The organism is Nocardioides szechwanensis (assembly GCF_900103935.1).
GTDB classification, from domain to species: Bacteria; Actinomycetota; Actinomycetes; order Propionibacteriales; family Nocardioidaceae; genus Nocardioides; species Nocardioides szechwanensis.
The window spans coordinates 20807-47672 of sequence record NZ_FNIC01000007.1; the positions used below are offsets into that span (position 1 = coordinate 20807).

Annotated in this window: 21 protein-coding genes, 2 tRNA genes and 1 pseudogene; 7 read left to right on the forward strand and 17 right to left on the reverse strand. The window is 71.0% G+C overall.

Features of this window, described 5'->3' with window-relative positions:
* Window positions 1-11: 11 nt before the first annotated feature.
* On the reverse strand, window positions 12-236 hold the full coding sequence (locus BLR90_RS15835) for a hypothetical protein (protein ID WP_091026208.1): 225 nt from the start codon (window positions 234-236) through the stop codon (window positions 12-14).
* Between the two features lie 750 nt (window positions 237-986).
* Window positions 987-2239, reverse strand: a pseudogene (locus tag BLR90_RS15840) (IS256 family transposase).
* Window positions 2240-2619: 380 nt separating this feature from the next.
* Here BLR90_RS15840 and BLR90_RS15845 point away from each other — a divergent pair.
* The gene (locus tag BLR90_RS15845; RefSeq protein WP_091026209.1) at window positions 2620-3255 is read left to right on the forward strand and encodes a hypothetical protein; all 636 of its coding nucleotides are present in this window, start codon (window positions 2620-2622) and stop codon (window positions 3253-3255) included.
* Window positions 3252-4502, forward strand: a complete 1251-nt coding sequence (locus BLR90_RS15850; RefSeq protein WP_091026210.1) for a tyrosine-type recombinase/integrase — start codon at window positions 3252-3254, stop codon at window positions 4500-4502. The genes BLR90_RS15845 and BLR90_RS15850 overlap by 4 nt, the downstream gene beginning before the upstream one ends.
* 75 nt (window positions 4503-4577) lie before the next feature.
* On the opposite strand, the gene BLR90_RS15855 is transcribed toward BLR90_RS15850, so the two are convergent.
* A tRNA-Ile gene (locus tag BLR90_RS15855) sits at window positions 4578-4651 on the reverse strand.
* Between the two features lie 108 nt (window positions 4652-4759).
* Here BLR90_RS15855 and BLR90_RS15860 point away from each other — a divergent pair.
* The 4 genes from BLR90_RS15860 (at window position 4760) to BLR90_RS15875 (ending at window position 10921) form a co-directional block, all read left to right on the forward strand.
* Entirely contained in the window at window positions 4760-5767 is a 1008-nt protein-coding gene (locus BLR90_RS15860; protein WP_091026211.1) for an iron ABC transporter substrate-binding protein, read from the forward strand.
* Between the two features lie 308 nt (window positions 5768-6075).
* Entirely contained in the window at window positions 6076-7368 is a 1293-nt protein-coding gene (locus BLR90_RS15865) for an ABC transporter permease (protein WP_342706601.1), read from the forward strand.
* Window positions 7365-8405, forward strand: coding sequence for an ABC transporter ATP-binding protein (locus BLR90_RS15870; protein WP_091026213.1), 1041 nt, complete (start codon window positions 7365-7367; stop codon window positions 8403-8405). Before BLR90_RS15865 ends, BLR90_RS15870 begins: the two co-directional genes overlap by 4 nt.
* On the forward strand, window positions 8402-10921 hold the full coding sequence (locus BLR90_RS15875) for an AMP-binding protein (protein ID WP_091026214.1): 2520 nt from the start codon (window positions 8402-8404) through the stop codon (window positions 10919-10921). The genes BLR90_RS15870 and BLR90_RS15875 overlap by 4 nt, the downstream gene beginning before the upstream one ends.
* Here BLR90_RS15875 and BLR90_RS15880 read toward each other — a convergent pair.
* Complete coding sequence (locus tag BLR90_RS15880; protein WP_091026215.1) at window positions 10905-12437, reverse strand: LCP family protein; 1533 nt, start codon at window positions 12435-12437, stop codon at window positions 10905-10907. The genes BLR90_RS15875 and BLR90_RS15880 overlap by 17 nt on opposite strands.
* 199 nt (window positions 12438-12636) lie before the next feature.
* Between BLR90_RS15880 and BLR90_RS15885 the strand changes: the two genes are divergently transcribed.
* Entirely contained in the window at window positions 12637-13398 is a 762-nt protein-coding gene (locus BLR90_RS15885; RefSeq protein WP_091026216.1) for a PIG-L deacetylase family protein, read from the forward strand.
* A gap of 2 nt (window positions 13399-13400) precedes the next feature.
* Here the strand turns inward: BLR90_RS15885 and BLR90_RS15890 are convergent, their stop codons facing one another.
* The 13 genes from BLR90_RS15890 to BLR90_RS15950 form a co-directional block, all read right to left on the reverse strand.
* Window positions 13401-14960 (reverse strand): glycosyl hydrolase family 28-related protein, encoded by a 1560-nt coding sequence (locus tag BLR90_RS15890; RefSeq protein ID WP_091026217.1) that lies wholly within the window; start codon window positions 14958-14960, stop codon window positions 13401-13403.
* The gene (locus BLR90_RS15895; RefSeq protein WP_091026218.1) at window positions 14960-15307 is read right to left on the reverse strand and encodes a hypothetical protein; all 348 of its coding nucleotides are present in this window, start codon (window positions 15305-15307) and stop codon (window positions 14960-14962) included. The genes BLR90_RS15890 and BLR90_RS15895 overlap by 1 nt, the downstream gene beginning before the upstream one ends.
* Before the next feature lie 122 nt (window positions 15308-15429).
* Window positions 15430-15502 (reverse strand) — tRNA-Asn (locus tag BLR90_RS15900).
* Between the two features lie 79 nt (window positions 15503-15581).
* A complete protein-coding gene (locus BLR90_RS15905; RefSeq protein ID WP_091026219.1) occupies window positions 15582-16085 on the reverse strand; it encodes a hypothetical protein in 504 nt (167 codons plus the stop codon).
* On the reverse strand, window positions 16082-17977 hold the full coding sequence (gene dnaG / locus BLR90_RS15910; RefSeq protein WP_091026220.1) for a DNA primase: 1896 nt from the start codon (window positions 17975-17977) through the stop codon (window positions 16082-16084). The genes BLR90_RS15905 and dnaG overlap by 4 nt, the downstream gene beginning before the upstream one ends.
* 20 nt (window positions 17978-17997) lie before the next feature.
* Window positions 17998-18912: a 2-hydroxyacid dehydrogenase gene (locus BLR90_RS15915; protein ID WP_091026430.1), complete on the reverse strand. Its 915-nt coding sequence runs from the start codon at window positions 18910-18912 to the stop codon at window positions 17998-18000.
* Complete coding sequence (locus BLR90_RS15920) at window positions 18909-20147, reverse strand: deoxyguanosinetriphosphate triphosphohydrolase (protein WP_091026221.1); 1239 nt, start codon at window positions 20145-20147, stop codon at window positions 18909-18911. Before BLR90_RS15920 ends, BLR90_RS15915 begins: the two co-directional genes overlap by 4 nt.
* A 38-nt stretch (window positions 20148-20185) precedes the next feature.
* A complete protein-coding gene (locus tag BLR90_RS15925) occupies window positions 20186-21415 on the reverse strand; it encodes a glucose-1-phosphate adenylyltransferase family protein (RefSeq protein WP_091026222.1) in 1230 nt (409 codons plus the stop codon).
* A gap of 73 nt (window positions 21416-21488) precedes the next feature.
* Entirely contained in the window at window positions 21489-22361 is an 873-nt protein-coding gene (locus tag BLR90_RS15930; protein ID WP_091026223.1) for a VldE C-terminal domain-containing protein, read from the reverse strand.
* Between the two features lie 140 nt (window positions 22362-22501).
* Window positions 22502-23653 (reverse strand): tRNA dihydrouridine synthase DusB, encoded by a 1152-nt coding sequence (dusB, locus tag BLR90_RS15935; RefSeq protein ID WP_091026224.1) that lies wholly within the window; start codon window positions 23651-23653, stop codon window positions 22502-22504.
* A gap of 51 nt (window positions 23654-23704) precedes the next feature.
* The gene (locus BLR90_RS15940; RefSeq protein WP_143016237.1) at window positions 23705-24709 is read right to left on the reverse strand and encodes a hypothetical protein; all 1005 of its coding nucleotides are present in this window, start codon (window positions 24707-24709) and stop codon (window positions 23705-23707) included.
* A 9-nt stretch (window positions 24710-24718) separates the two neighbouring features.
* Window positions 24719-25435 (reverse strand): hypothetical protein, encoded by a 717-nt coding sequence (locus tag BLR90_RS15945; protein WP_143016238.1) that lies wholly within the window; start codon window positions 25433-25435, stop codon window positions 24719-24721.
* A gap of 26 nt (window positions 25436-25461) precedes the next feature.
* Window positions 25462-26859, reverse strand: a complete 1398-nt coding sequence (locus BLR90_RS15950; RefSeq protein WP_091026227.1) for a glycine--tRNA ligase — start codon at window positions 26857-26859, stop codon at window positions 25462-25464.
* Window positions 26860-26866 lie beyond the last annotated feature (7 nt).

Genomic DNA, 26866 nt, shown 5'->3' on the forward strand with positions numbered 1-26866 from the left:
GTCGTGATCGCTCACACTCCCACCGCCTGCTGCAACTGCCAGCCGGTCTCGAACGCGACCGAGGGTCCGAGCCGCTCAGCCGGCTCGTGGGAAGGGTAGACGAGGGTCAGCCCCGCCTGGACGATCACGTGCGCCGTCTCGTGTTCGTTCTCGGTGGGAATGCCGCCTTCGCCTCGATGCGCCACGGCCAGCTTCTGGGCCACGTCGCGAGTGTGGATCACTTCGGTCAGATGCATTGCTGCTTCCCCTACCCGTTGGATAGCGGAACTCGACCAACGTGCCTGGGAAGGTGTCGCGGCCGAGTTCCGCTTTGAGCGAGTCGAGTTCATTGACTTCCCCTGAGCCGTCGCTTCCGCCATCCGGCACCAACACTCGTTCATGACTCGTTACCGACCGTAACCCCCATGTTGGCCAGAGTCACGTCCTGCTCCTCGCGACGGGTCCGTCGACATGCAGCACACCGAGCCGCCGTTCCTGCCCGCCTTCGCCCTTCGCCTTCATCGGCCCGGCAGACGTGCCGCCTCTCTCTGACGAAGACGCCCGCGGACTGGCTCGCATCGTCTTCGCCGTGCATCAACGGCGCGCCGCAGCGGCTTCTCCACCTCCAACGGCGATCAACGACCGATTCCGCACATAGCGCCCCCGGCTTCTTGCGGAATCCGGTCCACCGCGCGCGTGACGAACGTCCAAGAAATGCGATGACATCGGTGTCATCATCGTAAGAGCCGGCCAGGCGACCGCCAGGCATCCTTGCGCTGGAGCAGGCGCAATAACCCGGGGGGTTGGCTGGTCTGCTTGCCGGATGTCTGACTCACTACGGCACCTTGTCTTGCTAGCGTTGCCGCATGGACGAAATGGACAGTTCGCATCGACGGCGGGTTCGAGCCAGCCGTAATCGCACCGTCCGTTTCGACTCGCTCTACTTTGGGTCAAGTCCACGGTCGTGGTGGATGAAGGGGCCCACCGCGTGATCCGGTGGTTGCACTCTAGGCAGTGAGCGCGGCGGGTGTCAGGTCCTCCTTCTGCATGGTGGTCTCGGTGGTGTTGATCAGGGCCATGCGGGAGCGGGCCAGGACCTCGAGTCCGAGGTAGCGGCGGCCTTCGATCCAGTCGTCGTGTTGCTCGGCCAGGACGGCTCCGATGAGGCGGATCGCGGAGGTGCGGTCGGGGAAGATCCCGACGACGTCGGTGCGGCGGCGGATCTCGCGGTTGAGCCGCTCTTGGGGGTTGTTGGACCAGATCTGGCGCCAGATCTCCTTGGGGAACGCGGTGAAGGCGAGGATGTCGGCGCGGGCTTCCTCGAGATGGTCGTGGACCTGGGGCAGCTTGTCGGCCACGGTGTCGAGGAGCTTGTCGAACTGGGCGTGCACGGCCTTGGCGTCGGGCTGGTCATAGACCGAGTGCAGCATCGCTTTCACTCCGGGCCAGGCGTGCTTGGGACAGATCGCCATCAGGTTGGCGGCGTAGTGGGTGCGGCACCGCTGCCACGTCGCGCCCTCTAGCGTCGCGCCCAGGGCCGCGACGAGGCCGGAGTGGGCATCGGAGGTGACCAGCTTGACGCCGGACAGGCCGCGGGCGTTGAGGCCGCGGAACAGGGTCAGCCAGCCGGCCTCGGACTCGGCTGAGCAGATGTCGAGGCCGAGGATCTCGCGGTGCCCGTCGGCGTTGACGCCGGTCGCGACCAGGACGTGGGTGTTGAGGACCCGTCCGCCCTCGCGGACCTTCATCGTCAAGGCGTCCGCGGCCAGGAGCGTGTACGGGCCCTGGTCCAGGGGCCGGGTCCGGAAGTCCTCGACGTGGGCGTCGAGCTCTTTGGCCATCGCCGAGACCTGCGACTTCGACAGCCGGGTGATGCCCAAGTTTCGATCGGCTTCTCCATCCGCCGGGTCGAGACCCCGAGCAGGTAGCAGGTCGCGACCACCGTGGTCAGCGCCCGCTCCGCCCGCCGCCGGCGCTCGAGCAGCCAATCCGGGAAGTAGGAGCCCTCGCGCAGCTTGGGGATCGCGACCTCCATCGTCCCGGTGCGGGTGTCGAAGTCGCGGGTCCGGTACCCGTTGCGGGAGTTGACCCGCTCCGCCGAGCGCTCCCCGTAGCCGGCGCCGCAGATCGCGTCGGCCTCGGCCGACATCAACGCCTGCACGAACGTGGAGAGCATGTTGCGGAGCAGGTCGGGCTCGGCGCGCTGCAGGTGCTCGGCCATGAACGCGGGCAGGTCAATAGAGTTGGGGTCGACGGTCATCGTGGTGACTCCTTCAGTCGTGCTTTCGCAGGTCTTCTGAAGGATCACGCGGTGGCCGTCCTGGTGTCAGAACGCCACGCTCAGGCAGTGCCCGTCGTACACCACGTCCGTGGACTCAACTCGAGCATGTCGGCCAGCCGACTGCAGGACACCCCGGCTCGAACTCGAAGTTCTCTCTTGTCGTCTTGATCCAGTAGCCGGCGTCCGGATCGAACCTCGGCCCGCAGGTTGCTTGTTGTACTCATGGAGACGACTTCAGCCGTCCCGGACCATAAAAGCAACAGCTCCGCACGTTCGTCGCGTTTCATGATTGGTGCATGAAACGAGACACTGTGCAGAGTTGTTGCATTCCACGGTGACGCTCACTACGGTCGTTCATCATGGACCTGAATGCATCCCGATGGACCAGCGTCGAGGGCAGTGACTACGAGTTCGATGACCGGTCTGCCGGTGGAGAGTGGCTCAGGGTGCGAGGCGGTGGCCTCAGCGACGTCCTCGAGGTCAAGTTCGCACTCGTGGGCGGGACCTTCCGACTGACTGGGCTCCAGTTCGACAGCGGGCGACCACTGGAGGCCCGGCTCCTGCGAGAGCCCCGCATTCAGGCTATCGAGGCCGCCTTTGCGTCATACCGGCCGAGGGCCGTAGAGCGGTTGAGTGACGCACACGAGCACTTCGAGGGCCTCCCGGCCGGCGACATGACAGACGCCGAAGCGGAGGACCACTACTCCACCCTCCGCGTCCTCGATCAGATGCAGGCTTCTGAGGACGCCTGGACGGCCAGGTTGAGCGAGGCAGGCGAGGCAGTGCCCCTGCGCCCTCGTGGCCGGGGGGCGTCCCCTCCCTCAGACCAGGAGCTCGCCTCGTTCGCGCGTGAGCTGACCAAGCAGCAACTGGCCGGTCGCGGTGCGGTGACTCGTACATCGGCCTCCATCGGGATCAACCGAAGCACGGCGTACCGCTGGATCGAGACGTGCAGAGAGCGCGGCTATCTACCCCCGAAAGAGGATCGGCAATGACGGGCAAGATGAAGGACGGCGTCATCCAGCGAGGGAAGACGTTCTCCTACGTCATCTACGAGCCCAACACCGCGACCGGCAAGAAGAGGCAGCGGTGGGTAGGCGGGTTCCCGACTCGCAGGGCGGCAAAGGAAGCCCGGGATGCCGCCCGTCACAGCGTCAACAGCGGCACCTACGTCGCCCCCCAAGACCTGACGGTCGCCGCGTGGCTAGACCGTTGGATGGACGGCCACGAGGTGGAGTTGAAGCCGTCCACCGCGAAGACGTACCGCGACAAGATCCGGCTATACCTCGTGCCCGCACTGGGCCACGAGCGGGTCCAGGCACTTTCGCCGAGCCGCCTGTCGGTCGCGTGGCGGGAGATGAAGGCGAGCGGCGGGAAGGACGGGAAGCCGCTGGCTCCACGAACTGTCGAGTTCGCCCGCGCTGTACTGCGTAAGGCGATGGAAGACGCCGTGGTCGAGCGCGTGATCACTGTCAATCCTGTCATCGGCTCCAAGATGGCCAAGCGCGACGGGAAGCCGAAGCACACCACGTGGACGGGGACACAACTCGCAGCCTTCCTCGACGACGTCTCAGAAGACCGATGGACTCCTCTGTGGCAGACCCTGGCGTCGACCGGGATGCGGCGAGGCGAGGTTGCCGGTCTCCGCTGGGACGACATAGACCTCGACGCTGGGACGATCTTCGTAGGGCGATCCACCACCCAGTTGAAGCAGGAGAGGGTCACAACCACCCCGAAGAACCACGAGCGTCGGACGGTGGCCATCGACGCCGAGCTCGGCTCGGCCCTGCGGGCGTGGAGAGCGGTCACCGCCGCCGAGCGTCTGGCGTTCGGACCGGGCTACGCAGACCGCGACTCGACCGTATTCCTCTGGCCTGATGGCCGACCGATCCTGCCTGACTACATAACCAAGACCTTCGCCAGGGCGCAAGCGACGGCCAACAAGAACGCGGCTGCCCGACAGTCAGGGCGAGGCTCAGACGAACCGGCACCCGTCCTGCCCAAGTTGATCGTCCACGAACTACGGCACACTCACGCGACCATCCTGCTGCGGGACAAGGTGCCCGTTCACGTCGTTGCCAAGCGACTCGGGCACAAGGACCCCTCGGTGACGCTCAATGTGTACGCCGACGTGATCCCAGACGACGACACCAGCGCCGTCGACGTCTTCCGACAGGCAGTTTGGGGTGCTTGCCGGTGGGCGCGCACCCGAGCACGCACGCCTGTTCGACTGGCGGGTTAGCAGTTTCTTAGCAGCGAGGCGGCAGAGATCCATAACGCTCGACAACCGCAAGCCGCTGACCTGCGCAAACTCTCGTGGGGCGGGTGGGGCTCGAACCCACGACCCAAGGATTATGAGTCCTCTGCTCTGACCGACTGAGCTACCGCCCCGTGCCGGGCGAGCCGGCGGATGCCGACCCTATCGCCAGGGGGGGAGCGCGAGTTCCGGGCGAGGGACCTTCCTCGGTATGGTGAGGCATCCCTAACTGTGAAGGTCCCATGAAGCGCGCGCCTCTCCTCCTCGTCCTCGCCTCGGCCCTGTCCCTGGCCACCGTCGGCTGCACCTCGGACGACGACGGTCCGTCGATCACGGTCTACAACGCCCAGCACGAGCAGCTGCTCGAGGAGCTGGCGCCGAAGTTCACCGAGGAGACCGGGATCGAGGTCAAGCTGCGCAGCGGCAAGGACCTCGAGCTCGCCGCGCAGCTCGTGCAGGAGGGCGACGCGTCGCCGGCCGACGTGTTCCTCACCGAGAACTCCCCCGCGATGTCGCAGGTGGAGCGGGCGGGCCTGTTCACCGAGCTGCCCGAGAGCGTCCTGTCCCCGATCCCGGAGCAGTACCGCCCGGCGAGCGGCCTGTGGACCGGCTTCGTGGCGCGCTCGACCGTGCTGGTCTACAACACCGACCTGGTCGACCCCGCCGAGCTGCCGCTCTCGATCCTCGACCTGGCCGAGCCCGAGTGGGACGGCCGGATCTCCTTCTCCCCCACGGGCGCCGACTTCCAGGCGATCGTGGCCGGGGTCCTGGAGCTCGAGGGCGAGGACGCCACCCGCGCCTGGCTCGAGGGGATCAAGGCCAACGGCACCGTCTACGACGGCAACAACGTCGTGCTCGAGTCGGTCAACGCCGGCGAGTCCGAGGTCGGGATCATCTACCACTACTACTGGTACCGCGACCAGGCCGAGTCCGGCGAGGTCAGTGACAACAGCGAGCTGCACTTCTTCGGCAGCCAGGACCCCGGCGCGTTCGTGAGCGTCTCGGGCGCCGGCATCCTCGCGTCGAGTGAGAAGCAGGACGACGCCGAGAAGTTCCTCGAGTTCCTCACCGGTGAGGTCGGCCAGCAGGCCCTCGCCGACAGCTACGCCCTGGAGTACCCGCTCAACCCGGCCGTGCAGCTCGCGCCCCCGGTCAAGCCCCTCAGCGAGCTCCAGCCGCCCGTCGTCGACGTCTCGGACCTCGACGGCGAGACGGTCGTCGAGCTGATGACCGAGGTCGGCTTCCTCTGAGCGAGACCGCCACGCGCGAACGACCCCCCGTCCGAGACGACCCGCGCACCGGCAACAGCAGGACGGGCCGTACGGGCGCGCCGCTCCCACTCCTGGTCGTCGGCATCCTGGTCGCGGCGGTCAGCCTGGTCCCGCTGGGCTACGTCCTCTTCTCCTCCGCCGAGCTCGGGCCCACCGAGGCCTACGACTTCCTGGCCCGCCCCCGGATCGGCGAGCTGCTGTGGAACACCACCCGCCTGCTCGTCGCGGGCGTCGCGCTGAGTGCGCTGCTGGGGGTCGGCGGCGCCTGGCTGGTCGAGCGCAGCGACCTGCCCGGGCGCACCTGGTGGCACGGCGTCCTGTGCGCACCACTCGCCGTACCCGCGTTCGTCAACGGCTACGGCTGGGTCTCGACCACCCACGCCGTCCAGAGCTTCTGGGGTGCGGTGCTGGTCGTCAGCCTGTCCTACTACCCGCTGGTCTACCTGCCCACCGTCGCCGCGCTCCGCCGGCTCGACCCGAGCCTCGAGGAGGTCGGTGCGTCCCTGGGCCACAGGCCGGCCCAGATCTTCACCCGGATCGTGCTGCCGGCGATCAGCCCGGCCGTGCTGGGCGGATCGCTGCTCGTGGGCCTCCACCTGCTGGCCGAGTACGGCGCCCTGCAGCTGCTCAACTACCCGACCCTGACGACCGCGATCATGCAGCAGTACGGCGCCGCCTTCAACGGCCCGGCGGCCACCCTGCTCGCCGCCGTGCTCGTGGTCTTCTGCCTGGTGCTGCTGGGACTCGAGGTGCTGCTGCGCGGACGGCGCCGCCACTCACGTGTCGGCGCGGGCGCCAACCGGCCCGCGCCCCGGATCGTCCTCGGCCGACGCCGCCCCGCGGTCGTCGCCCTGCTGGTCGGCACGGCCGCCCTCTCCCTCGGCGTACCCCTCCTCAGCCTGACCCGGTGGCTGGTCCGGGGCAGCTCGACCGCCCTCGACCTCCCGGCCCTCACCTCGGCGGCGACCACCACGGTCGGGTTGGCCGCGGCCGGCGGACTGCTGGCGACTGCCGCCGCGCTGCCGGTCGCCTGGCTGGCCATCCGGCACCGCGGCTGGCTGACCACGCTCGTCGAGCGCAGCACCTACACGACCAGCGCGATGCCCGGCATCGTGGTGGCGCTGGCCCTGGTCACGGTGTCGATCCGGGGGGTGCCGTCGCTCTACCAGACCATGCCGGTGCTGCTGGTGGGCTACGCGATCCTGTTCCTGCCCCGCGCCCTGGTCGGCGTCCGGTCCACGCTCGAGCTCGCACCGCCGGTGCTCGAGGACGTCGCCCGGTCGCTCGGCTGCTCCGCGGCCGGCGCCGGCGCGCGCGTGACCCTGCCGCTGATCGCCCCCGGCCTGGCCGCGTCGGTCGCCCTGGTCTCGCTGGCGGTCTCGACGGAGCTCACCGCGACCCTGCTGCTCTCCCCGATCGGGACGACGACGCTGTCGACGCAGTTCTGGTCCGACGCGTCGTCGGTGGCCTACGGCGCTGCGGCGCCCTACGCGCTCGTGCTGATCCTGCTGTCGATCCCGGCCACCTGGCTGCTGGGCCAGGTCACTCTCGGCCCGGCCACCTCGGGAGGCACCCGATGAGCGCGCTCGTGGTCAGCGGCGTCACGGCGTCGTACGGCGCCGGGCCGGTGCTGCGCGGCGTCGACCTCACCGTGACCGAGGGAGTGACCGCCGTGCTGGGGTCGTCGGGCTGCGGCAAGACCACGTTGCTGCGCGTGGTCGCGGGCTTCCTGGCGCCCGACTCCGGGACCGTGTCGATCGCGGGCCGGGAGGTGGCCGGCGCCGGACGCGCGGTGCCCCCGCGCCGCCGCAACATCGGCTACGTGCCGCAGGAGGGCGCGCTCTTCCCGCACCTCACCGTCGCCGCCAACATCGGCTTCGGGCTGCCGCGCGCAGAGCGCCGTCACTCGGTGCGCATCGACGAGATGCTCGAGCTGGTCGAGCTGCCCCGCGACCTGGCCGACCGGTTCCCCCACCAGCTCTCGGGCGGGCAGCAGCAGCGGGTAGCACTCGCCCGCGCGCTGGCCGCGCGCCCCGCACTGGTCCTGCTCGACGAGCCGTTCTCGTCGCTCGACGCCGGGCTGCGGGAGGAGACCGGGCGGGCGGTCGCGCGCGCCCTGCGCGCGAGCAAGGCCGCCGGCGTGCTGGTGACCCACGACCAGGGCGAGGCGCTCTCGCTCGCCGACCAGGTCGCGGTCATGGCCGAGGGCCGCTTCCTCCAGATCGCGGCTCCGGCCGACGTCTACCTCTCCCCCGCCGACGAGGCCGTCGCGGCCTTCCTCGGCCACGCCGTCATGCTCACCGGCACCCTGGGCCCCGACCAGGTCGCCCAGTGCCCCCTCGGCGCCGTGCGGGCCCGGGGCGAGCTGCCCGCCGGACCCGTCGTCCTCGCAGTGCGCGCCGAGCAGGTGCGGGTCTCGGCCGACACCACCCTCGGCACCACCGCGACGGTCCTCGATGTGAGCTTCTTCGGCCACGACGCCACGATCCGGGTGCGCCTCGACACCGGCGAGGTGCTCACGGCCCGCACCCCGGCCGGTGCGATCCCGCTCACCGGCGACCGCGTCGGCGTACTCGTCGACGGAGACGTGGTGGCGTTCCCCGGACACGCCCGGTGACCACCCTCGCGTTCCCGCCGGTCGGCTCCCCCAGCCTCGAGCCCGGCCTCGACACCGATCTCTTCCTCCTCGGCGGCCGCGCCGACGACCTCGCCCTGGTCTGCCCCGAGGGCTCCCTGACGTACGGCGAGCTGGGTGCGGCGGTCGTCGACGCCGCCCGCGAGCTGGGACCTCGCCGACGGGTCGTGCTGCTCGAGGCGGCCAACGACCTGCGCACCGTCATCGGCTACCTGGCGGCGCTCGCCGCCCGCCATCCGGTGCTCCTGGTCCCCGTCGGCACCCGCGCCCAGCAGGACGAGCTCGTCGCGCGCTATGCCCACGCCGCCGAGCCGGACCTGCACGAGGACCTCGCGCTGCTGCTGTCGACGTCCGGCTCGACCGGGTCGCCCAAGGTGGTCCGGCTGTCCCGCGCCAACCTGCTCGCCAACGCCCGCAGCATCGCCGACTACCTGCGCATCCGCCCCGACGACCGTGCGCTGACCTCGCTCCCGCTGCACTACTGCTACGGCCTGTCGGTACTCAACAGCCACCTCGCCAACGGCGCCACGGTCGTCCTGACCGACCTGTCCGTGACCGACGAGTGCTTCTGGGACCTCGCCGCCCGCGAGCGCGCCACCAGCTTCGCCGGCGTGCCCTACACGTTCGACCTGCTCGACGCGAGCGGCTTCGAGGAGCGCGACCTGCCGCACCTGCGCTACGTCACGCAGGCCGGCGGCCGGATGGCGCCGGCCACGGTCAGCCGCTACGCCGAGCTCGGCCGCCGACGCGGCTGGGACCTCTTCGTCATGTACGGCCAGACCGAGGCCACCGCGCGGATGGCCTACCTGCCACCGGACCTTGCCGCGACCCGACCCACCGCCGTGGGCAGGCCCGTGCCGGGCGGCACCTTCACCCTCGCCCCGGTCCCCGGCCTGGTGCAGACCCCCGGGGAGCCCGAGGTCGGCGAGCTCGTCTACACCGGCCCCAACGTGATGATGGGCTACGCCGACTGCGTCGCCGACCTCGCGCTCGGCCCCGAGCTGACCGAGCTCCACACCGGCGACCTCGCCCGCCAGGCACCGGACGGGCTCTGGGAGCTCACCGGGCGGCTCAACCGCCACGCCAAGGTCTTCGGGCTGCGCCTCGACCTCGAGCGGCTCGAGCGCCTGCTCCACGACACCGGCGACACCACCCGGCTCGTCGCCGTCGGTGACTGCCTGCACGCGTTCGTCGACCGTCCACGGCGCGCGGCCGTCGTACGCAAGAAGCTGACCGGCCTCGCGTCCCTGCCGGTGGGGGCGGTCCGCGTGCACCCGCTGGCGGAGCTCCCGCTGACCACCACCGGCAAGTGCGACTACGCCGCCCTGACCCGGCAGGCGGAGGAGAGCGAGCGCCTGGCCGCCCGGACCGACGACGGCGAGTCGAGCGTCGACTCCCTGCGCAGCCTGTTCGCCGTGGCGCTCGGCCGTCCCGACGCGACGCCGGCCGACAGCTTCGTCAGCCTCGGCGGAGACTCGCTGTCGTTCGTGGAGGTCTCGACCCACCTCGGCCGGCGGCTCGGTCACCTGCCGGCGCAGTGGCCCTCGTCGAGCATCGAGGAGCTTGCCGGGCAGCGACGGTGCCGACGCCGCTTCACCGCCCCGGTGGACACCGCGGTGGTGCTGCGCGCGCTCGCCCTGCTGATGATCCTGGTCAGCCACACCGACATCTGGCTCGTGCTGGGCGGCGCGCACGTGCTGCTCGCGGTCGCGGGCTACAACCTCGCCCGGTTCACCCTGGCCGCGCACCCCGCGGTCCGCACCCGGCGGGTGCTGGCGGCGCTCGCCGGCGTGGCGGTCCCCGCGGCGCTGTGGATCGGGGGCTGCGCCCTGGTCACCGGCGCCTACCGACCGACGACCGCGCTGTTCCTCAACGGGATCGTGGGCGACGACCGGTGGAGTCCCGACTGGCACTTCTGGTTCCTGGAGGCCCTGGTGTGGGCCTACCTCGGCGTCGCCGCGCTGCTCGCGCTCCCGGCTGTCCGCCGCCGGCACCAGCGACACCCGTTCGCGTTCGCGCTGGCGGTGACGCTCGCGGCGCTGGCCGCGCGCTACGCCCTCGTCGGCGTCGAGGCGGAGGGCACCGAGAAGTACGCCGTCGGCGCCGTGCTCTGGGTGCCGGCCCTGGGCTGGGCGGCCGCCGAGGCCCGGACGCACTCTCAGCGACTGCTGGTCGCCGTCACCGCGCTCGTCGGGCTGGCCGGCTTCTTCGCCGACGGGCAGCGCGAGCTGCTGGTGCTGGCCTCGGTGGTGCTGCTCCTGTGGGCCCGGCCGGTCCCGGTGCCGCGGGGCCTGGCCGCGCCCCTGCGCGTGGTCGCCGGCGCGTCCCTGTGGGTCTACCTCACCCACTGGCAGGTCTACCCCGGGCTCGAGGCCGCCGGCCACCCGGTCCTCGCGATCGGGGCCTCGCTGGCGGTCGGCGTCGTCGCCGCTTGGGCGTACGACGGTCTGGTCGAGCGGCTGCGCCGAGTGCTGCCGGGGCTCACTCGGAGGCCGTGACCGTGCTGCCCTCGGGGTTGTAGGCGCAGGCGTCCTCGGTGTCGTCGGAGGTCTTGGGTGGCTTGGGCGCACCCGGCTTGCGCGCCGGCGGGTGCAGCGCCTTCTCCACTGTCTCGCGCACGTAGTCGTAGTCCGGGTCGCCGGAGAAGAACTGCTCCGAGGTCTTGAACACCACGGACTTCACCTTGGCGCCCTTGACCTCGAGCGCCAGGTCGACGAACGCCGGGGCGACGTCGAGCGGGATGTCGGTGTAGATGATGTCCTCGCCGGCCTTGACCAGGTCGAGGTAGCGGGTGAGCAGGTTCATCGGGTTGGCCGCCTCGACCAGCGCGTCGACCATGCAGCGCTGGCGCTCCATGCGGGCGTAGTCGTCGGAGCCGTAGCGCCCCCGCGCGAACCACAGCGCGTGGTAGCCGTCGAGGTGCTGGTCGGGGCCCGGCTCGAGGTAGCCGATCGGCGGGATGCCGGCGTCGGTGTTGCCCTCGATGGCCACCGGCTCGTTGATGTTGACCGTGACCCCACCCATGGCGTCGACCACCTCGCGGAAGCCGGCCAGGTTGACCAGGAGGTAGTAGTCGACGGGGATCCCGAGACTGCCCTCGACCGCCTGCTTGACCGCGTCGGCGCCCTCGTTGTCGCTCTTGCCGAGGATGCCCGGGTGCCGCTCGGGGACCTGGCCGTAGATGGCGTTGAGCATGAAGAAGCCGGGGTCCTCGGTGCTGCCCCGGCCGTAGCCGTCGGGGTAGACGTCGTGCAGCGGGCTGTCCTCGGGGAACTCGGCGTACATCATGTTGCGCGGGAGGCTGAACATCACCGTCTTGCCGGTGTGGGTGTCCATGCTGACCAGGATCACCGTGTCGGTGCGGACCCCGGTGCGGCCCTCGCCGCCGTCGCCGCCCAGCAGCAGCACGTTGACGCGGTCGGTGCCCGCCCAGGGGTCCTCCTTGGTCACGCCCGTGGGGATCGTCGCGCTCTGGTTGTCGTCGAAGACCTTCTCGACGGCGTCGGCGGTGGCGAGCGCGGACCGGGCGGCGTAGGTCGCGGGTGCGACGGCGGCCAGGCACAGGGTCGCGACGACGACGTTGCCGACGACGGTGTGCGAGCGCGGCCGGGAGGCGGGGCGGACCAGGCGGTAGGACGTGAAGACCACGAACGCCCAGACCAGGAAGCCGAGCCCGAGGACGGCGGCGGCGATCTTGAGGCGGGTCGGGTCGAAGGCGAAGTCGATGGCCGTCCGCACGTCGCGGCCGAAGTACCACGCGATGCCGACCAGGAGGGCCAGCCAGGCGCCGAGCACCACCACGCCCGCGGCGCGGCGTCCGGCGTACAGGTAGCCGGAGCCGGGCAGCAGGGCGCCGAGCAGGGTGAGGCCGAGCGTGCCCGGGAGCCCGTGCGTACGCCGTCGGTCACGTCTCAGCGCGCGGGTGCCACCGGAGCGACGCAGGCTCGGCCAGGTGCGGGCCGGCCGGGTGGCGCGCCGCACACCACGGCGGGCACCGCTGGTGGCCTCGGGCATGGTCGACCCCGTCGAGCAGGAGTGGGTGTGGGCGGTCGGCCGGTGGCCGAACAGCGCAAAAATAGCACCGGCTTCCCGGAAGAGGTCGGTTTCGGTTGTGGCCCTCGCGTCGAGTGACGTGCGGGGCCGGGGTGAGGGGGGATTTCACCGGCCCCGCACGTCACTCGACGCATCAGGGCGCCGCTGGCATGCTCGCGGCATGACGACCACCCCGCCCGCACCGGCACCACTGGAGCCACTCAACGAGGACTGGGAGCGCGCCCTGTGCGTGGTCGCCCACCCCGACGACCTGGAGTTCGGCAGCGCCGCCGCCGTGGCCCGCTGGACCGAGCAGGGCAAGACCGTCGCCTACTGCATGGTCACCAGCGGTGAGGCCGGCATCGACGCCATGGAGCCGGAGCAGTGCCGCGGGGTGCGCGAGGCGGAGCAGATCGAGTCGGCGCGGATCGTCGGCGTCCCGGAGGTGAGCTTCCTCGGGTTCCCCGACGGCGTCCTGGAGTACGGCGTGGACCTGCGGCGCGCCATCGCCCTCGAGGTCCGCAGGTTCCGGCCCGACATCGTGGTCACCGGCAACTTCCGCGACACCTTCGGCGGCCGCAACCTCAACCAGGCCGACCACATCGCGGTCGGCCGCGCGGTGCTGGACGCCGTACGCGACGCGGGCAACCGCTGGGTGTTCAACGACCAGCTGGGCGACGGCCTGGAGCCCTGGGGCGGCGTACGTGAGGTCTGGGCCGCGGGGTCGCCGGACGCCACGCACGGCGTGGACACCACCGACACCTTCGACGCCGGGGTGGCCTCGCTCGAGGCGCACAGCGCCTACATCGACGGGCTCGGCTGGGAGCACTTCGACGCCCGGGAGTTCCTGGAGGGCTTCGCCCGTCAGGCCGGCCAGCGCCTGGGGGTCGCGTTCGCCGCGCCGTTCGAGGTGTTCCCGATGGGCTGGGCCGGCGACGAGTAGCGCTACAGGACCAGGCCGAGCTGGCGCAGGTGACCAGGTTGTTGAGCACCTGGGTGTCGTTGAGCCCGTTGGCGGTGCCGGGGTTGGGTCGGCGGGCGACGGGGGTGACCCCGAAGAAACCCGTCCTGGATCTTGTCGGCGCCGAACACCTCGCCGGTCGCGTTGCCGGCGAAGTTGTTGCCGTGCACGAGGTGGGCGGCGGTGCCCGACATCGACAGCCCGTAGTGCTGGGTCTTCGGTGACTGGTTGTCGAAGCACTGGATGCCGATCACCGTGCGGCCGCTGCCGACGATGATCCGGATCCCGCCGCGCCGGCCCGTCGTGGGGTCGGAGGTGTAGCCGGTGAAGTTGCTGTAGACGATGTCGCCGATGATCGCGACCCGGTCGGAGTCGCAGAAGATGCCGTCGCCGGTGTTGTGGTGGACGGTGTTGCCCGAGACGGTCGAGCCCGCGGCGTACGACATCGCGATGCCGATGCCGCTGTTGGCACCACCGGGGGCGCCGATGCTCGGGTCGTTGGCGTTGTTGCGGCAGACGTTGCCGATGACGGTGATGCCGCGCTGGAGGTCGGTGCCGACGGTGACGTCGGTGGCCGAGATCTCCGGCTCGCAGCGGATGCCGGCGTCGGAGTTGTCGACACAGGTGTTGCCCTGCACGATCGCGCCGAAGCACTGGTTGGACACCAGGATGCCGCGCCGGTTGCCCTGGAGGTGGTCGCTGGTGACCTGCACGTCCTGGCAGCGGAACACCGCGATGCCGTGGCCCTCGGCGCCCACGCCGCCCGGGTCGAGACGGGCCCCGGAGACGTAGTTGCCCGAGACCAGGACCTCGGACTGCGAGGCGCCGTTGGCGCGGCGGATGAAGATGCCGGTGGCCATCAGCTCGGGGTCGGATGAGGTCACCCGGTTGCCGACCACGCGGGCCACGCCGTCGGGCTGGTCGATCGTGACCGCCCGCCCGCAGCCGACGAACTCGTTGTCCTCGACGTGGACGCCGTCGGAGGTCCAGACGTAGACCGCGGCGTACGCCGGCGCGGTCTGGCCGGGCATGAAGGCCTCGAACCGGCAGCCACGCACCCAGATGTTGCGCTGGGCGCTGCTGCTGTTGGAGGCGTAGACGGCGGAGCCGATGTTGGGGCTGCCGCCGCCGTGGAAGGTGACCTTGCTGCTCCCCACCAGGATGCTGGGGTTGCCCGAGCGGACGAGGTAGGTGCCGGGCGGGAAGTAGCAGACGCCGCCGCCCGCGGTGGCGTCGAGGGCCTTCTGGATCGCCGCGGTGTCGTCGGTCTCGCCGTCACCCTTGGCGCCGTAGGCGGCGTCCTGGACGTTGACGACCAGCCCGCCGGGCGTCTCGGTGACGTAGGTCGGCGGGTGGGCGGCGTACCAGTCGTCGAGTGCGGGCTCGTAGTGGAAGTAGGGCAGGTCGCGCCACACGCTCGAGCCGTCGCCGATCTTGTGGCGCCCGGTGTTGGTCTCGAAGCCGGGCTCCCCGGCCTGGAGCACGGGGTCGGCGGCGGCCCACTGCGCGGAGGTACCGTGGCGGAACTTGATCACGTCGGCCATCAGGGGGTCCCTCCGTCGATGACCTGGGGACTACTGCCGGTCAGCCGGACCGTGTCGATGCCAACTCCCCGCAGCAGGACCGCGAACTTGCGGCCCGACTCGAAGCCGTTGCGGTCGGAGGCCGCGTCGAACGGCGTCGCCTGCCCGGTGGTCGGGTGGGTGTAGCGGATGCGCTGCCGGCCGTTGGCCAGCCGCTGCCGCGAGGCCACCCGGACCACGGTCGAGCGCGGCCCGACGACGAGGTCTCCTGGCTTGAGCTTGCGGGCCGGGAGCAAGGCCGCTCCCGTCGCCGCTTCGGCCGGTGTGATGCCGGCGGTGAGCAAGCCGCCGGCGACGGCGCCCGTCATCAGGTTGCGCCGTGCTGTGATCCCCGTCAGGAAATCCTAAAGGTACGACGCCCCGTCACGGGTTCTGTGCTCGGCAAAGACAACGGGTCCGACCCGCTCGCGCCGGTCGGACCCGTCTCCTGCTCCCCCGGTTGGACTCGAACCAACGACATCCTGATTAACAGTCAAGCGCTCTGCCAGCTGAGCTACAGGGGATCACGCCGACCATCTCTGGACAGCGCGCACACATTAGCAAGGGCGGCGGCGTGGTCGAAATCGGGATAGGCCGTGCGGGTCAGTCGACGACGACCTCACCGCGGGCGGCGGCGAGCGCCTCGTCGACGGCGGTGCGGACCGCCGGATCGTCGGGGTCCACGCCCTCGTCGTACTCGAGGAACCACGCCAGCTCGCCGGTGCTGTGCGGGGCCCGGCGCGCGACCACCCGCACCCCGCGACGCCCGCGCAAGGCGACGTGGCGCTGGAGCACGATGCTGGCCGTGACCCGCTCGCGCACGAGCTCGAGCAGGCTGCCGGGCTGGTCGAGGGTCACCGACTGCTGGGGTCGGGTCTGCCCCCAGGTGCCGACCTCGCTGACCGTGAGCACGGACGTGTCGCGGTCCCAGTCGGCGGCCTCCACCTGCTCCCAGGGGATCCGGCGGCCCGGGAGGTAGAGCGCGTCGCGGGTGCCGCCCACGACCGCGCCCTCGGCGTCGGTGGCCCAGGCGAGCAGCTTCTCCCCCGGGGCGACGGCGAGGTCCGGCTGCTCGCGGCCCAGTCGAGGGGGTCTCAGCGGGCTCACTCGGTGCCCGCCATCCGGTCGCGGAGGGTCCGGCGGTGCTGCTCGAGCGCGGCCAGCTCACCGAACATCTTGTTGTAGTCGGCCGGGTGCTCGACGGGGTTGGTGCGCTGCAGGCGCGATTTCACGTCGGCGATCCGGCGCTGGGCCGTCAGCTCGAGCAGCTTGAAGACGTAGGACCCGACGTACTGGGCGTCGGGCTCCCTCATCAGCGGCTCGACGCCGAGGGCGCTGATCGCCGAGGACACGTCGGGGTCGGTGGCGGCGTCACGCAGCTTGGTCGACCAGCCCGGGTCGGCCGCGCCCGCGACCAGTCCCCCGGCGGCGTCGACGAGCTCCCAGACACCGCGGTAGGTCGGGTGGGTGAAGTCGTTGGGCCCGATGTCGGCCGTGGCCCGGCCGATCGCCATCGGGTGCTGGATCACCAGCTTGAGGGTCTCGCGCTCGATCGAGAACCGGGGGTGACGCGGGTCGGGCAGGGCCGGCCGGGTGGGTGCCTCGACCGGTGCCGGCCGCTCGCCTCGGCGCTGCTGCGCGCGGTCGTCGGGCCGCGCCGCCGGGCGGTTGGCGGCACGTCGTACCTCGCTCAGGACGGCGTTGGTGTCGACGTCGGCGCCGATCATCTTCGAGATCTCCTGCGCGAACGCGGTCACCTTGGACTGGTCGCGGATCGAGGCGACCAGGCGGGCGCTCTCGCGCAGCGCGTCGATGCGGCCGTCGGCGCGGTCGAGGTCGTACTTGCTGACCACGTTGGTGAGGACGAACCGGTAGAGCGGCACCCGACGTGCGACCAGCTCGCGCACAGCCGCGTCGCCCTTCTTGATGCGTACGTCGCACGGGTCGAGACCGTCCGGCTCGACGGCGACGTAGGTCTGGGAGACGAAGTTCTGGTCGCCCGCGAAGGTCTTGAGCGCGGCGTTCTGGCCGGCCTGGTCGCCGTCGAACGTGAAGATGACCTCGCCGCGGAACTCCTCGTGGTCGTGGAGGAACCGCCGCAGCACCCGGGTGTGCTCCTCGCCGAACGCCGTGCCGCAGGACGCGACCGCGGTGCCGACCCCGGCGAGGTGGCAGGCCATCACGTCGGTGTAGCCCTCGACCACGACGGCCTGGGAGGAGCGGGCGATCTCGCGACGAGCGAGGTCGATGCCGTAGAGGACCTGGCTCTTCTTGTAGAGCGGGGTCTCGGGGGTGTTCAGGTACTTGGCGTCGATCTTGTCGTCGTCGAAGATCCGGCGCGCGCCGAAGCCGATGGTGTCGCCGCTCGCGTCGCGGATCGGCCACAGCAGCCGCCCACGGAACCGGTCGTAGGCCGAGCGCCCGATCGCGACCAGCCCGGCGCCCACCATCTCGTCCTGGCTGAAGCTGCGGCCGCGCAGGTGACGCAGCAGCGCCTCGCCGTCACGGGGCGCGAAGCCCATGCCGAACCGCTCGGCCACCTCCTGGTCGAAGCCCCGCTCGAGCAGGAACTGCCGCCCGGACGCCGAGTCGGGCGTCTGCAGCTGCTCGGCGTAGAACTCCGCGGCCACCCGGTTGGCCTCGATCAGCCGCTGCCGCGGCGGACCCTTGGGCCGCTCGTCGCGCTCGTCGCCCTCCTCACGCCGCAGCACCACCCCGACCTTGTCGGCCAACCGCTCGACCGACTCGGCGAAGGAGAGGCCGTCGATCTTCATCAGGAAGGTGATGACGTCGCCGCCTTCCTGGCAGCCGAAACAGTGAAAGAACCCGCGACTCGGGGTTACGTGAAACGACGGGGACTTCTCGTCGTGGAAGGGGCACAGCCCCTTCATGGAGCCGCCGCCGGCGTTGCGGAGGGTGACGTACGACGACACGATCTCGTCGATGCGAGCCTTCTCGCGCACCTCTGCGATGTCGTCCTCGCGGATCCGGCCTGCCACGTGGTGATCCTAGTCGGGACCTAGTAGTCGCCGGACATGATGTTCCACAGCGGCTCACCCGCTGCGTAGCGGTGGAGCTGGTCGCGCACGAGGCGGTGCGCGCGCGGCCACATCGCGCTGCTGGCGCCGCCGACGTGGGGCGAGATGAGCAGCCCGGGAGCCGCCCAGAGGGGGCTGTCGGCGGGCAGCGGCTCGGTCTCGGTGACGTCGACGGCGGCGGTGATCCGGCCGGTGTGGAGCGCGGCCACCAGGTCGTCGGTGCGGACGACCGCGCCCCGGGCCAGGTTGACCAGCAGCGCGCCGTCCTTCATCCGGTCCAGGAACGCGGCGTCGACGAGCCCGCGGGTCTCGTCGGTCAGCGGCACGATCAGGATCACCACGTCGGCGTGGGGCAGCAGGTCGGGCAGCTCCTCGATCGCGTGAACGCCGTCGCGCGCGGTGCGGGCGACCCGCGTGACGTCGACCTCGAAGGGCAGCAGCCGCCGCTCGATCGCCTGCCCGATCGCCCCGTGGCCGACGAGCAGCACCCGCTTGTCGGCGAGCGCCGGTCGCCACTGCGGCGACCAGGCCCGCTGGTCGTGTGCGCGCACGAACTCCGGGATGCCGCGCAGCGAGGCCAGCACGAGCGTGAGGGCCAGCTCGGCGGTGGAGGTGTCGTGGATGCCACGGCCGTTGCACAGGGTCACCCCCTCGGGGACCAGGGGCCGCACGTTGTCGACGCCGGCCGAGAGGGTCTGCACCACCTCCAGCGAGGTCATCGCGGGCAGCACCGTCCCGACCTCCGGCCCCATCGCGTAGGGCGGCACGTAGAACGCGACCTCGGAGACCGAGGCGGGCACCTGCTCGCGCGGGTCGACGACCTCGTAGCGCAGGCCCGCGGGCGGGTCCCCGAGCAGGTCCGGATCGAAGGGGAGCCACACCAGGGGCTCGCTCATGCCCGCCGCCTCAGGCGGGTGTGCCACGCCACGGCGCTGGCGTCGGTGAGCGACGCAACCTGGTCGATGACGACCCGCAGCCGGGCGGCGTCGTCGCCGGCGGCGTCCCAGTCGTCGGCGAACGGGCGCTCCAGCGCGCCGGGCGCGCGGAACGCCAGGATGGCGACCAGCTCGGCCAACAGCTCGCGTTCGAGCTCCATCGCGGCGAGCCGGTCGGGCGCCTCCATGACGTAGTGGGCGGCGATCCCCTTGAGCACCGCCATCTCGAGCCGGGTCTCCTCCGGCACCACGAGGTCGCGGGCGTAGCGGACGAACGGGCCCTCGCCGGACTCGAGCGTCGCGTGCTGCACCGCGCCGCAGAAGCGGCCGACCAGGTCACTGGTGAGGTTCTTGAGGGCGGCCAGGCTGCGCCTGGAGGCGTCGTACGGCGTGGTCGGCCAGCTGCCCTGCGTGCGCAGCCCGGCCAGCACGTGGTCGAGCTCGTCGTCGGTGGCGTCGGGGAGGTACCAGGCGCGCACGGTCGCCCACACGGCCGGCTGGTCGAGCGCGGTCAGGTCGATCCGCCCGGCGACGGTGCCGTCCTCGACGTCGTGGACGGAGTAGGCGACGTCGTCGGCGAGGTCCATGACCTGCGCCTCGAGGCAACGACGGGCCGGGGGCGCGTCCTTGCGCAGCCAGGTGAACACCGGCTCGTCGTCGGCGTAGACGCCGAACTTGGCCGGGTCGGGTCCGGAGCCGCGCGGCCAAGGGTACTTGGTGCAGGCGTCGAGGGTGGCGCGGGTCAGGTTGAGGCCCACCGAGCGGCCGTCGGCGTCGAAGGTCTTGGACTCCAGCCGGGTGAGCAGGCGCAGCGTCTGGGCGTTGCCCTCGAAGCCCCCGCACTCCTCGCTCAGGTCGGCGAGCACCCGCTCGCCGTTGTGGCCGAACGGCGGGTGGCCGAGGTCGTGGGCGAGCGCCGCGGTCTCGGCCAGGTCGGGCGCGCTGCCGAGGGCACGCGACAGGTCGCGGGCCACCTGGGCCACCTCGAGGCTGTGGGTCAGCCGGTTGCGGGTGAAGTCGTCGGTCTGCGGCCCCACCACCTGGGTCTTGGCCGCGAGCCGTCGGGACGCGGCCGCGTGGACCACGCGGGCGCGGTCGCGCTCGAACGGTGTGCGCACGGGGGCGTCCACTCGCTTCGGCGGCTCGTCGACGACGCGCTCGCGCGCGCTGTCGTCGTACAGGTCCAGAGGGTCCATCGGCGCGAGACTAGTCCGCTGCCCCGACTGTCCGGTGCTCAGGCGCTGGTGCCCGGCTCGAGCCGGGCGCCCGCGGAGAGCGAGACCCCGGCTCCGACGGTCGATCCACGACCGACCAGCGTGACCACGTCGGAGTCGTCCGTGCCGGCGACGCCGGCCTCCCCGACGCGGGCGTCGGTCCTGATCTCGCAGAAGGTGTCGACGATGCTCCAGTGGACCTGTGCCCCCGCGCGGACGACGCTGTCGCGGAACACCACGCTGTCGTGGACCTCGGCGCCGGCCTCGACCACCACGCCCGGGCCGAGGACGCTGCGTCGTACGACGCCCGCGACCGTGGCGCCGGGGCTGACCAGGCTGTCGGCCACGTCGGCGCCGTCGAGGAAGCGGGCCGGGGCGCGTTGCGGCTGGCGGGTGAGGATCGGCCAGTCCGCGTGGCCCAGGACGTCGTGGTCGTCGGTGAGGAAGTCCTGGTGGGCGCGCAGGTAGAGGTGCGGCTGGCCGAGGTCGCGCCAGTAACCGTCGAGCGCGTGCGCGTGGGTGCGGCCGCGCTCGACGAGCCGAGGCAGCAGGTGGTCGCCGAAGTCCTCGAGGCCGGAGTCGCCGGAGTCGCTGTCGCCGCCCAGCTCGCGGTGCAGGTCCTCCAACACCTCGACCAGCACCTTGGCGTCGTAGGCGAAGACCTCGGTGGCGATGGTGCCGGTCGTCGGCTTCTCGGGCTTGTAGTCGAAGCCGGTGACCAGGCCGTCGGCGTCGGTCTCGACGGTGGCGTGGTCACTCGCGTCCTCGATCGGGACCTCGGTGGTGACCACCGTGCACTCCGCCCCGGTGCGCCGATGGGTCTCGATGACGTCGGCGTAGTCAAGGCGGTAGACGTGGTCGGCGCTCATCACGAGCAGTACGTCGGGCGCGAACGACGCGATCTCGTCGCGGATCCGGAACAGCTCGTCGGCGTTGCCCTTGGCGAACCCCTCCTCGTCGAGGCTCCCGGTGCCCTCCTCGGGCATCAGCAGCCGCAGCCCTCCGCGCGAGCGGTCGAGGTCCCACGGGCGGCCGTTGGCGACCTGCTCCTCGAGCGTCCCGCCCTGGAACTGCACCGACAGCCAGACCTCGCTGACGCCGCTGTGGGTCAGGTTGGACAGTGGCAGGTCGACCAGCTGGAAGACCCCGAGGAACGGCAGCGCGGGCTTGGCCCGCTCGCGGGTGAGGACGTCCATCCGGCCGCCGGCGCCGCCGGCCTGGATGATGGCGAGCACGCGGTCACGGGGCATGCGGCGCAGTCTGGCACGCAGGTAAAGGCGCCCTGCATGAATCCGGTGCCGGGCAGGCGCGCGGTCGTCTACCTCAGTACGTCGTGACGTGCACGTGGTCGTAGTGGTTGGCCGTGGTCGAACCCCGGTCCGACATCGGCCGCCAGCCCTCGCCGGAGCGCTCCACCGACCAGATGTTCTGCGAGTAGATCAGGTAGCTCACGCCGAGCGCGGCGTAGTTGGCGCGGACGAACTCCGCGACCTCCCAGCCGCGGTCGCCCGACACCATGATGTCGACCGCGATGCCCTGCGAGTGCTCGCCGTCGCTGCGGAAGGTGCCGTAGACGGTGATCTCGGGGAAGTTGGCGCAGACGGCCTGGTGCACGGCGACGATGTTGGGGCTGACGCCACTCGCCACGGAGGATCCGTTGGTGCAGGCGCCACCGAGGGTCGGGCCCTCCTCGGGCTTCTCGGCCGAGAGGTAGCCGGCGGTCACCCAGCGCGACTTGCCGTCGAGGACGATCTCCTCGCGGCCGTAGAGGCTGCGGCCGGTGACGAGAACCTTCTCGCCGGTCTCGACCTCGCCGACCTGGCGGGCCTTCTTGCCCGGCTCGGCCCAGAGGTTGAGGGTGGTGGCGGTCCACAGGCGCGTCTTGGCGTTCTTGATCGCCTGGCGCGTCGACTCGCTCGACATCATCATCTCGCTCTTGGAGAGCAGGCTGGCCAGCTCACCGCGCGAGCCGGACCGGCTGACGCTCTCGCTGCGCTTGCCGGCGGCAGCGGCCGCGCTGGTCGCAACCGACGTGGGAGCCGCGGTCGGCTTCTCGGTGCTGCTGGCGGGATCGCCGGTCATGACGCCGAGGGTGACCACTGAGGCGGTCGCCAGGAAGGCGAGCGGGCCGGCGACGACGACGGCGCGGGGCGTGCGGCGGGCATTGGCGTCCCGCTTGTGGCGATGATCTGCCACAGCGCTGATCCTTTGCTGTTGATGACAGGGACGGTGCCCACAGCTCGGAACTTCACCGAGAGGCGGGCACGAGATTCGACTAAAGCACAGTCGCGGTGACGCCGCCGAATTACGCACCAGGAATCCTGGGGTGTTCCCGGTCACCCTCCGTCGGTCTCGGAGGCGTCCTCGCGCAGGTGTACGTCGGTCCCGTCGGCGTCGTCGAGCCACCCGTCCGGCAGCGCCACGCGCCGCGGCGAGCCCTGTCGGCCGCGCGGGGAGCCCAGCGCCTGGAGCGGGAAGGCCTCGTCGGGATCGAGCTCGGCGAGCAGCCGGTCGAGGGTCGCGAGCGTGTCGATCATCGCCAGGGAGCGACGCAGCTCGCCCCCGGCCGCGAAGCCCTTGAGGTACCACGAGACGTGCTTGCGGAACTCCTTGCAGCCGCGCTCCTCCCCCATGTGCTCGCACAGCAGCTCGGCGTGCCGGCGCATCATCGCGGCCACCTCGCCGAGCGTCGGCAGGGTCGCGGTGGGCTCGCCGGCGAACGCGGACGCGAGGTCGCGGAAGAGCCACGGCCGCCCCAGGCACCCGCGGCCCACGACCACTCCCGCGGCCCCGGTCTCCTCGACCATCCGCAGCGCGTCGGCGGCCTCCCAGATGTCGCCGTTGCCCAGCACCGGGATGTCGACGTGGTCGACGAGGGCGGCGATCGCGCCCCAGTCGGCCTGGCCGGAGTAGGACTGGGCGACGGTCCGGCCGTGCAGGGCGATCGCCGCGCAGCCCGACTCCTGCGCGATGCGGCCGGCGTCGAGGTAGGTCAGGTGGTCGTCGTCGATGCCCTTGCGGGTCTTCATCGTCACCGGGACGCCGTACGGCGTGGCTGCGGCGACGGCGTGCTCGAGGATCTGGCCGAGCAGCCCCCGCTTCCACGGGAGCGCGCCTCCCCCGCCCTTGCGGGTGACCTTCGGGACCGGGCAGCCGAAGTTGAGGTCGATGTGGGCCACGCCGTACTCACCGCAGAGGATCTCGGCCGCCTTGCCGACGTAGACCGGGTCGGTGCCGTAGAGCTGCACCGAGCGCACCGTCTCGAGCTCGTCGAAGACCAGCATCTTGAGCGTGGTGTCGTCGCGCTCGACCAGACCGCGCGACGTGATCATCTCGCAGACGAAGAGACCGGACGCGCCCTGGGTCCGCATCTGGTCCAGGCAGAGTCGGCGGTAGGCCGCGTTGGTGATGCCCGCCATCGGCGCGAGCACCACGGGGGTGTCGACGCGCAGGGACCCGAGGGTCAACGACGTGGGTGCGGCAGGCATCCGCCCATTGTCGGACCTGGCGCCGCGACCGCCCAAACCGACGGAACCCTCCTACGCGCCGAAGTACTCCTGCGAGAAGGAGACCGTGATCCGCCGCCCGCGCGGGACCCACGGCGTCGCCCGCTTGCACGGGCCGCTCACCCCGCACCGCACCACTGCGCGCCCCCGGGAGGTCGCGACCACGAACATCAGCTTGGCGTCGCTCTCCCAGAAGAGCGGTGCGCCGTACGGGTGCTGGGTCCGGATCGACCGGACCAGGACCCCGTTGACCATGTCGCGCACCTGGATCCGCTTGCCGTCGAAGCTGTAGCCCACGACGTAGGACCCGGCGGTCGAGACCTGGCGCGGCAGGAAGTCGGCGCTCCACTCGGCCGCGTCGGGCAGGCCCAGCGTGGTCGGGCCGTAGCCATCTCCGGTGGCCGGCACAAACAGGATGTTCTTGCGGATGTCGGCCGCCGGGCTGGCGTCGGGAGAGATGGCCGACTTGGGCGAGCCGACCACCCAGTCCCAGGTCTTGTTGGCGGAGACGACGGCGCGGTCGCCGGTGAACGCGAGCACGCTGCCATAGCCGTTGAAGCGCATCGACTTCTTGTTGCGGCCGTCGAGGTCGAAGACGACGGCGTAGGAGATCGCGCTGCGGTCGACGTAGAGCTGGATGACCCGGCGCCCGTTGACCCCCAGCCGCCAGGAGTACGCCGAGTGGTCGCCCACCGACCAGAACTTGGTGGCGGTGCCACCCCTCACGCGGAACAGCTTGGCGGTCAGGCCCGTGGTGTCGACGACCACCCAGCCGCGCGGGCTCGGCCCGAGCAACGAGAGCTCGCGAGCGTGCGACGCGGGGAACGGCAGGGTCTGGACCGCCCCGGACGGCAGGTGCAGGCTGCGACCCTCGAGGTAGGCGACCGCCGGACGCGGGCCCTTCGCCAACGAGGTGGCGACGACCGTCTCGCGCGACACCTCGGGCGCGGGCACGGCCGAGCCGGGAGGGACAGCGGTGAGCCCACCGGTCAGGAGCAGGGCACCGAGCCCCACTGCCAGTCGTCGGGTGCGCGTCATTGCGTCCTCCTAGTTGCCTTGGTCGCCCTTGCCCTTGTCGCCCTTGCCCTTGTTGCCCGTGGGCTTGTCCGGGAGCGGCTTGGTGATCGTGCCGGTCCAGGTGATCGGGATGAACTCCTGCGACGGCCGGAAGCTGACCGCCTCGAGCTCGGAGCCCTCGGGGGCCAGGAAGACCAGGCACACGGTGCGCGAGTCCCCGGAACCGAACGGCTGCGGGAACGGCTTGCTGGGGCAGGGCTTGAAGGTGCCCTTGAACTGCGACGGCTCGACCAGCCGGTCGGCACTGTCGACGATGCGCAGCGGCACGGGGCGTCCGCCGAGGTCGGCCTCGCCCTCGTTGGTCAGCGTCGCGCGCACGAAGTAGGGGGTCGTCCCGGTGAACTCCGGCCCGAGCTTCCACCCCGCGAAGGACTCCTTGAACGAGGTCTTCTCGATCCGCTCGACCGTGATGCCGAGCACCCCGACGACGTCCTGGCGGGGCCGGTAGGCGACCACCGCGCTGTCACCGAGCGCGAGCTCGGAGCCCTGGGCGGTCAGCTCCACGCCGTCCGGCACCGGCAGGTAGGGCGTCTCGCTCGCCGTGGCCGAGCCCGGCGTCGAGGTCGCCGTGGGTTCGGGATCAGCCTTCGGCTCGTCGTCGGGCTCGTCGGAGCACCCCGTCAGCGCCGCGGAGGACAGCGCCAGGACGGACAAGAGGGCGCCTGCACGGCGTCGTACCCGGTTCACCGCGCCATTGTGCACCTGCGACCCGATCAGCAACCGAGGAAACGCTCCGCGAAGTACGACGAGATCCGATCGAGACCGATCCGCTCCTGCGCCATGGTGTCGCGCGAGCGCACGGTGACCGCGTCGTCCTCGAGGGTCTCGAAGTCGACAGTCACGCAGAACGGCGTGCCGATCTCGTCCTGGCGGCGGTAGCGCTTGCCGATGGCGCCGGCGTCGTCGAAGTCGACGTTCCAGTACCGGCGCAGCTCCGCGGCGAGGTCGCGAGCCTTCGGCGACAGGTCGGCGTTGCGGCTCAGCGGCAGCACCGCGACCTTGACCGGCGCGAGGCGCGGGTCAAGGCGGAGCACGCTGCGGGTGTCGACGCCGCCCTTGGTGTTGGGCGCCTCGTCGACGTCGTAGGCGTCGACCAGGAACGCCATCAGCGAGCGGGTGAGCCCGGCCGCCGGCTCGATCACGTAGGGCACGTAGCGCTCGCCGCTGGCCTGGTCGAAGTAGGACAGGTCCTTGCCGGAGAACTCGCTGTGCTGGGTGAGGTCGAAGTCGGTGCGGTTGGCGATGCCCTCGAGCTCCTCGAAGTCTCGCGGGGAGAAGCCGAAGCGGTACTCGATGTCGACGGTCCGCTTGCTGTAGTGGCTGAGCTTCTCCTTCGGGTGCTCGTAGAGGCGCAGGTTGTCGGGGTTGATGCCGAGGTCGACGTACCAGGCCATCCGCGTGTCGATCCACTGCTGGTGGATCTCCTCGTCCTCGCCGGGCTTGACGAAGTACTCCATCTCCATCTGCTCGAACTCACGGGTGCGGAAGATGAAGTTGCCCGGCGTGATCTCGTTGCGGAACGACTTGCCGATCTGGGCGATCCCGAACGGCGGCTTCTGTCGGCTGGTGGTCACGACGTTGGCGAAGTTGAGGAAGATCCCCTGCGCGGTCTCGGGGCGCAGGTAGTGCAGCCCGGACTCGTCCTCGATGACGCCGAGGTAGGTCTTGAGCATCATGTTGAACGGCTTGGGCTCGGTCCAGGCGCCGCGGGTGCCGCAGTTGGGGCACGCCAGCTCCTTGAGGTCGACCGTGTCCGGGTCCTCGATGCCCTTCTTGGAGGCGTAGTCCTCCTGCATGTGGTCGGCGCGGTAGCGCTTGTGGCAGGACTGGCACTCCGTGAGCGGGTCGCTGAACGTGCCCAGGTGGCCGGAGGCCTCCCAGGTGCGGGTCGGCAGGATCACGCTGGAGTCGAGGCCGACGACGTCCTGGCGGGCGGTGACCATCGCCTTCCACCACTGGCGCTTGATGTTCTCCTTGAGCTCCACGCCGAGCGGGCCGTAGTCCCAGGCGGACTTGGTGCCGCCGTAGATGTCGCCGCAGGGGTAGACGAACCCCCGGCGCTTGCTGAGGGAGACGACCTGGTCGTACTTGGATGCGGGCTTCTGTGCCACGGGGAGA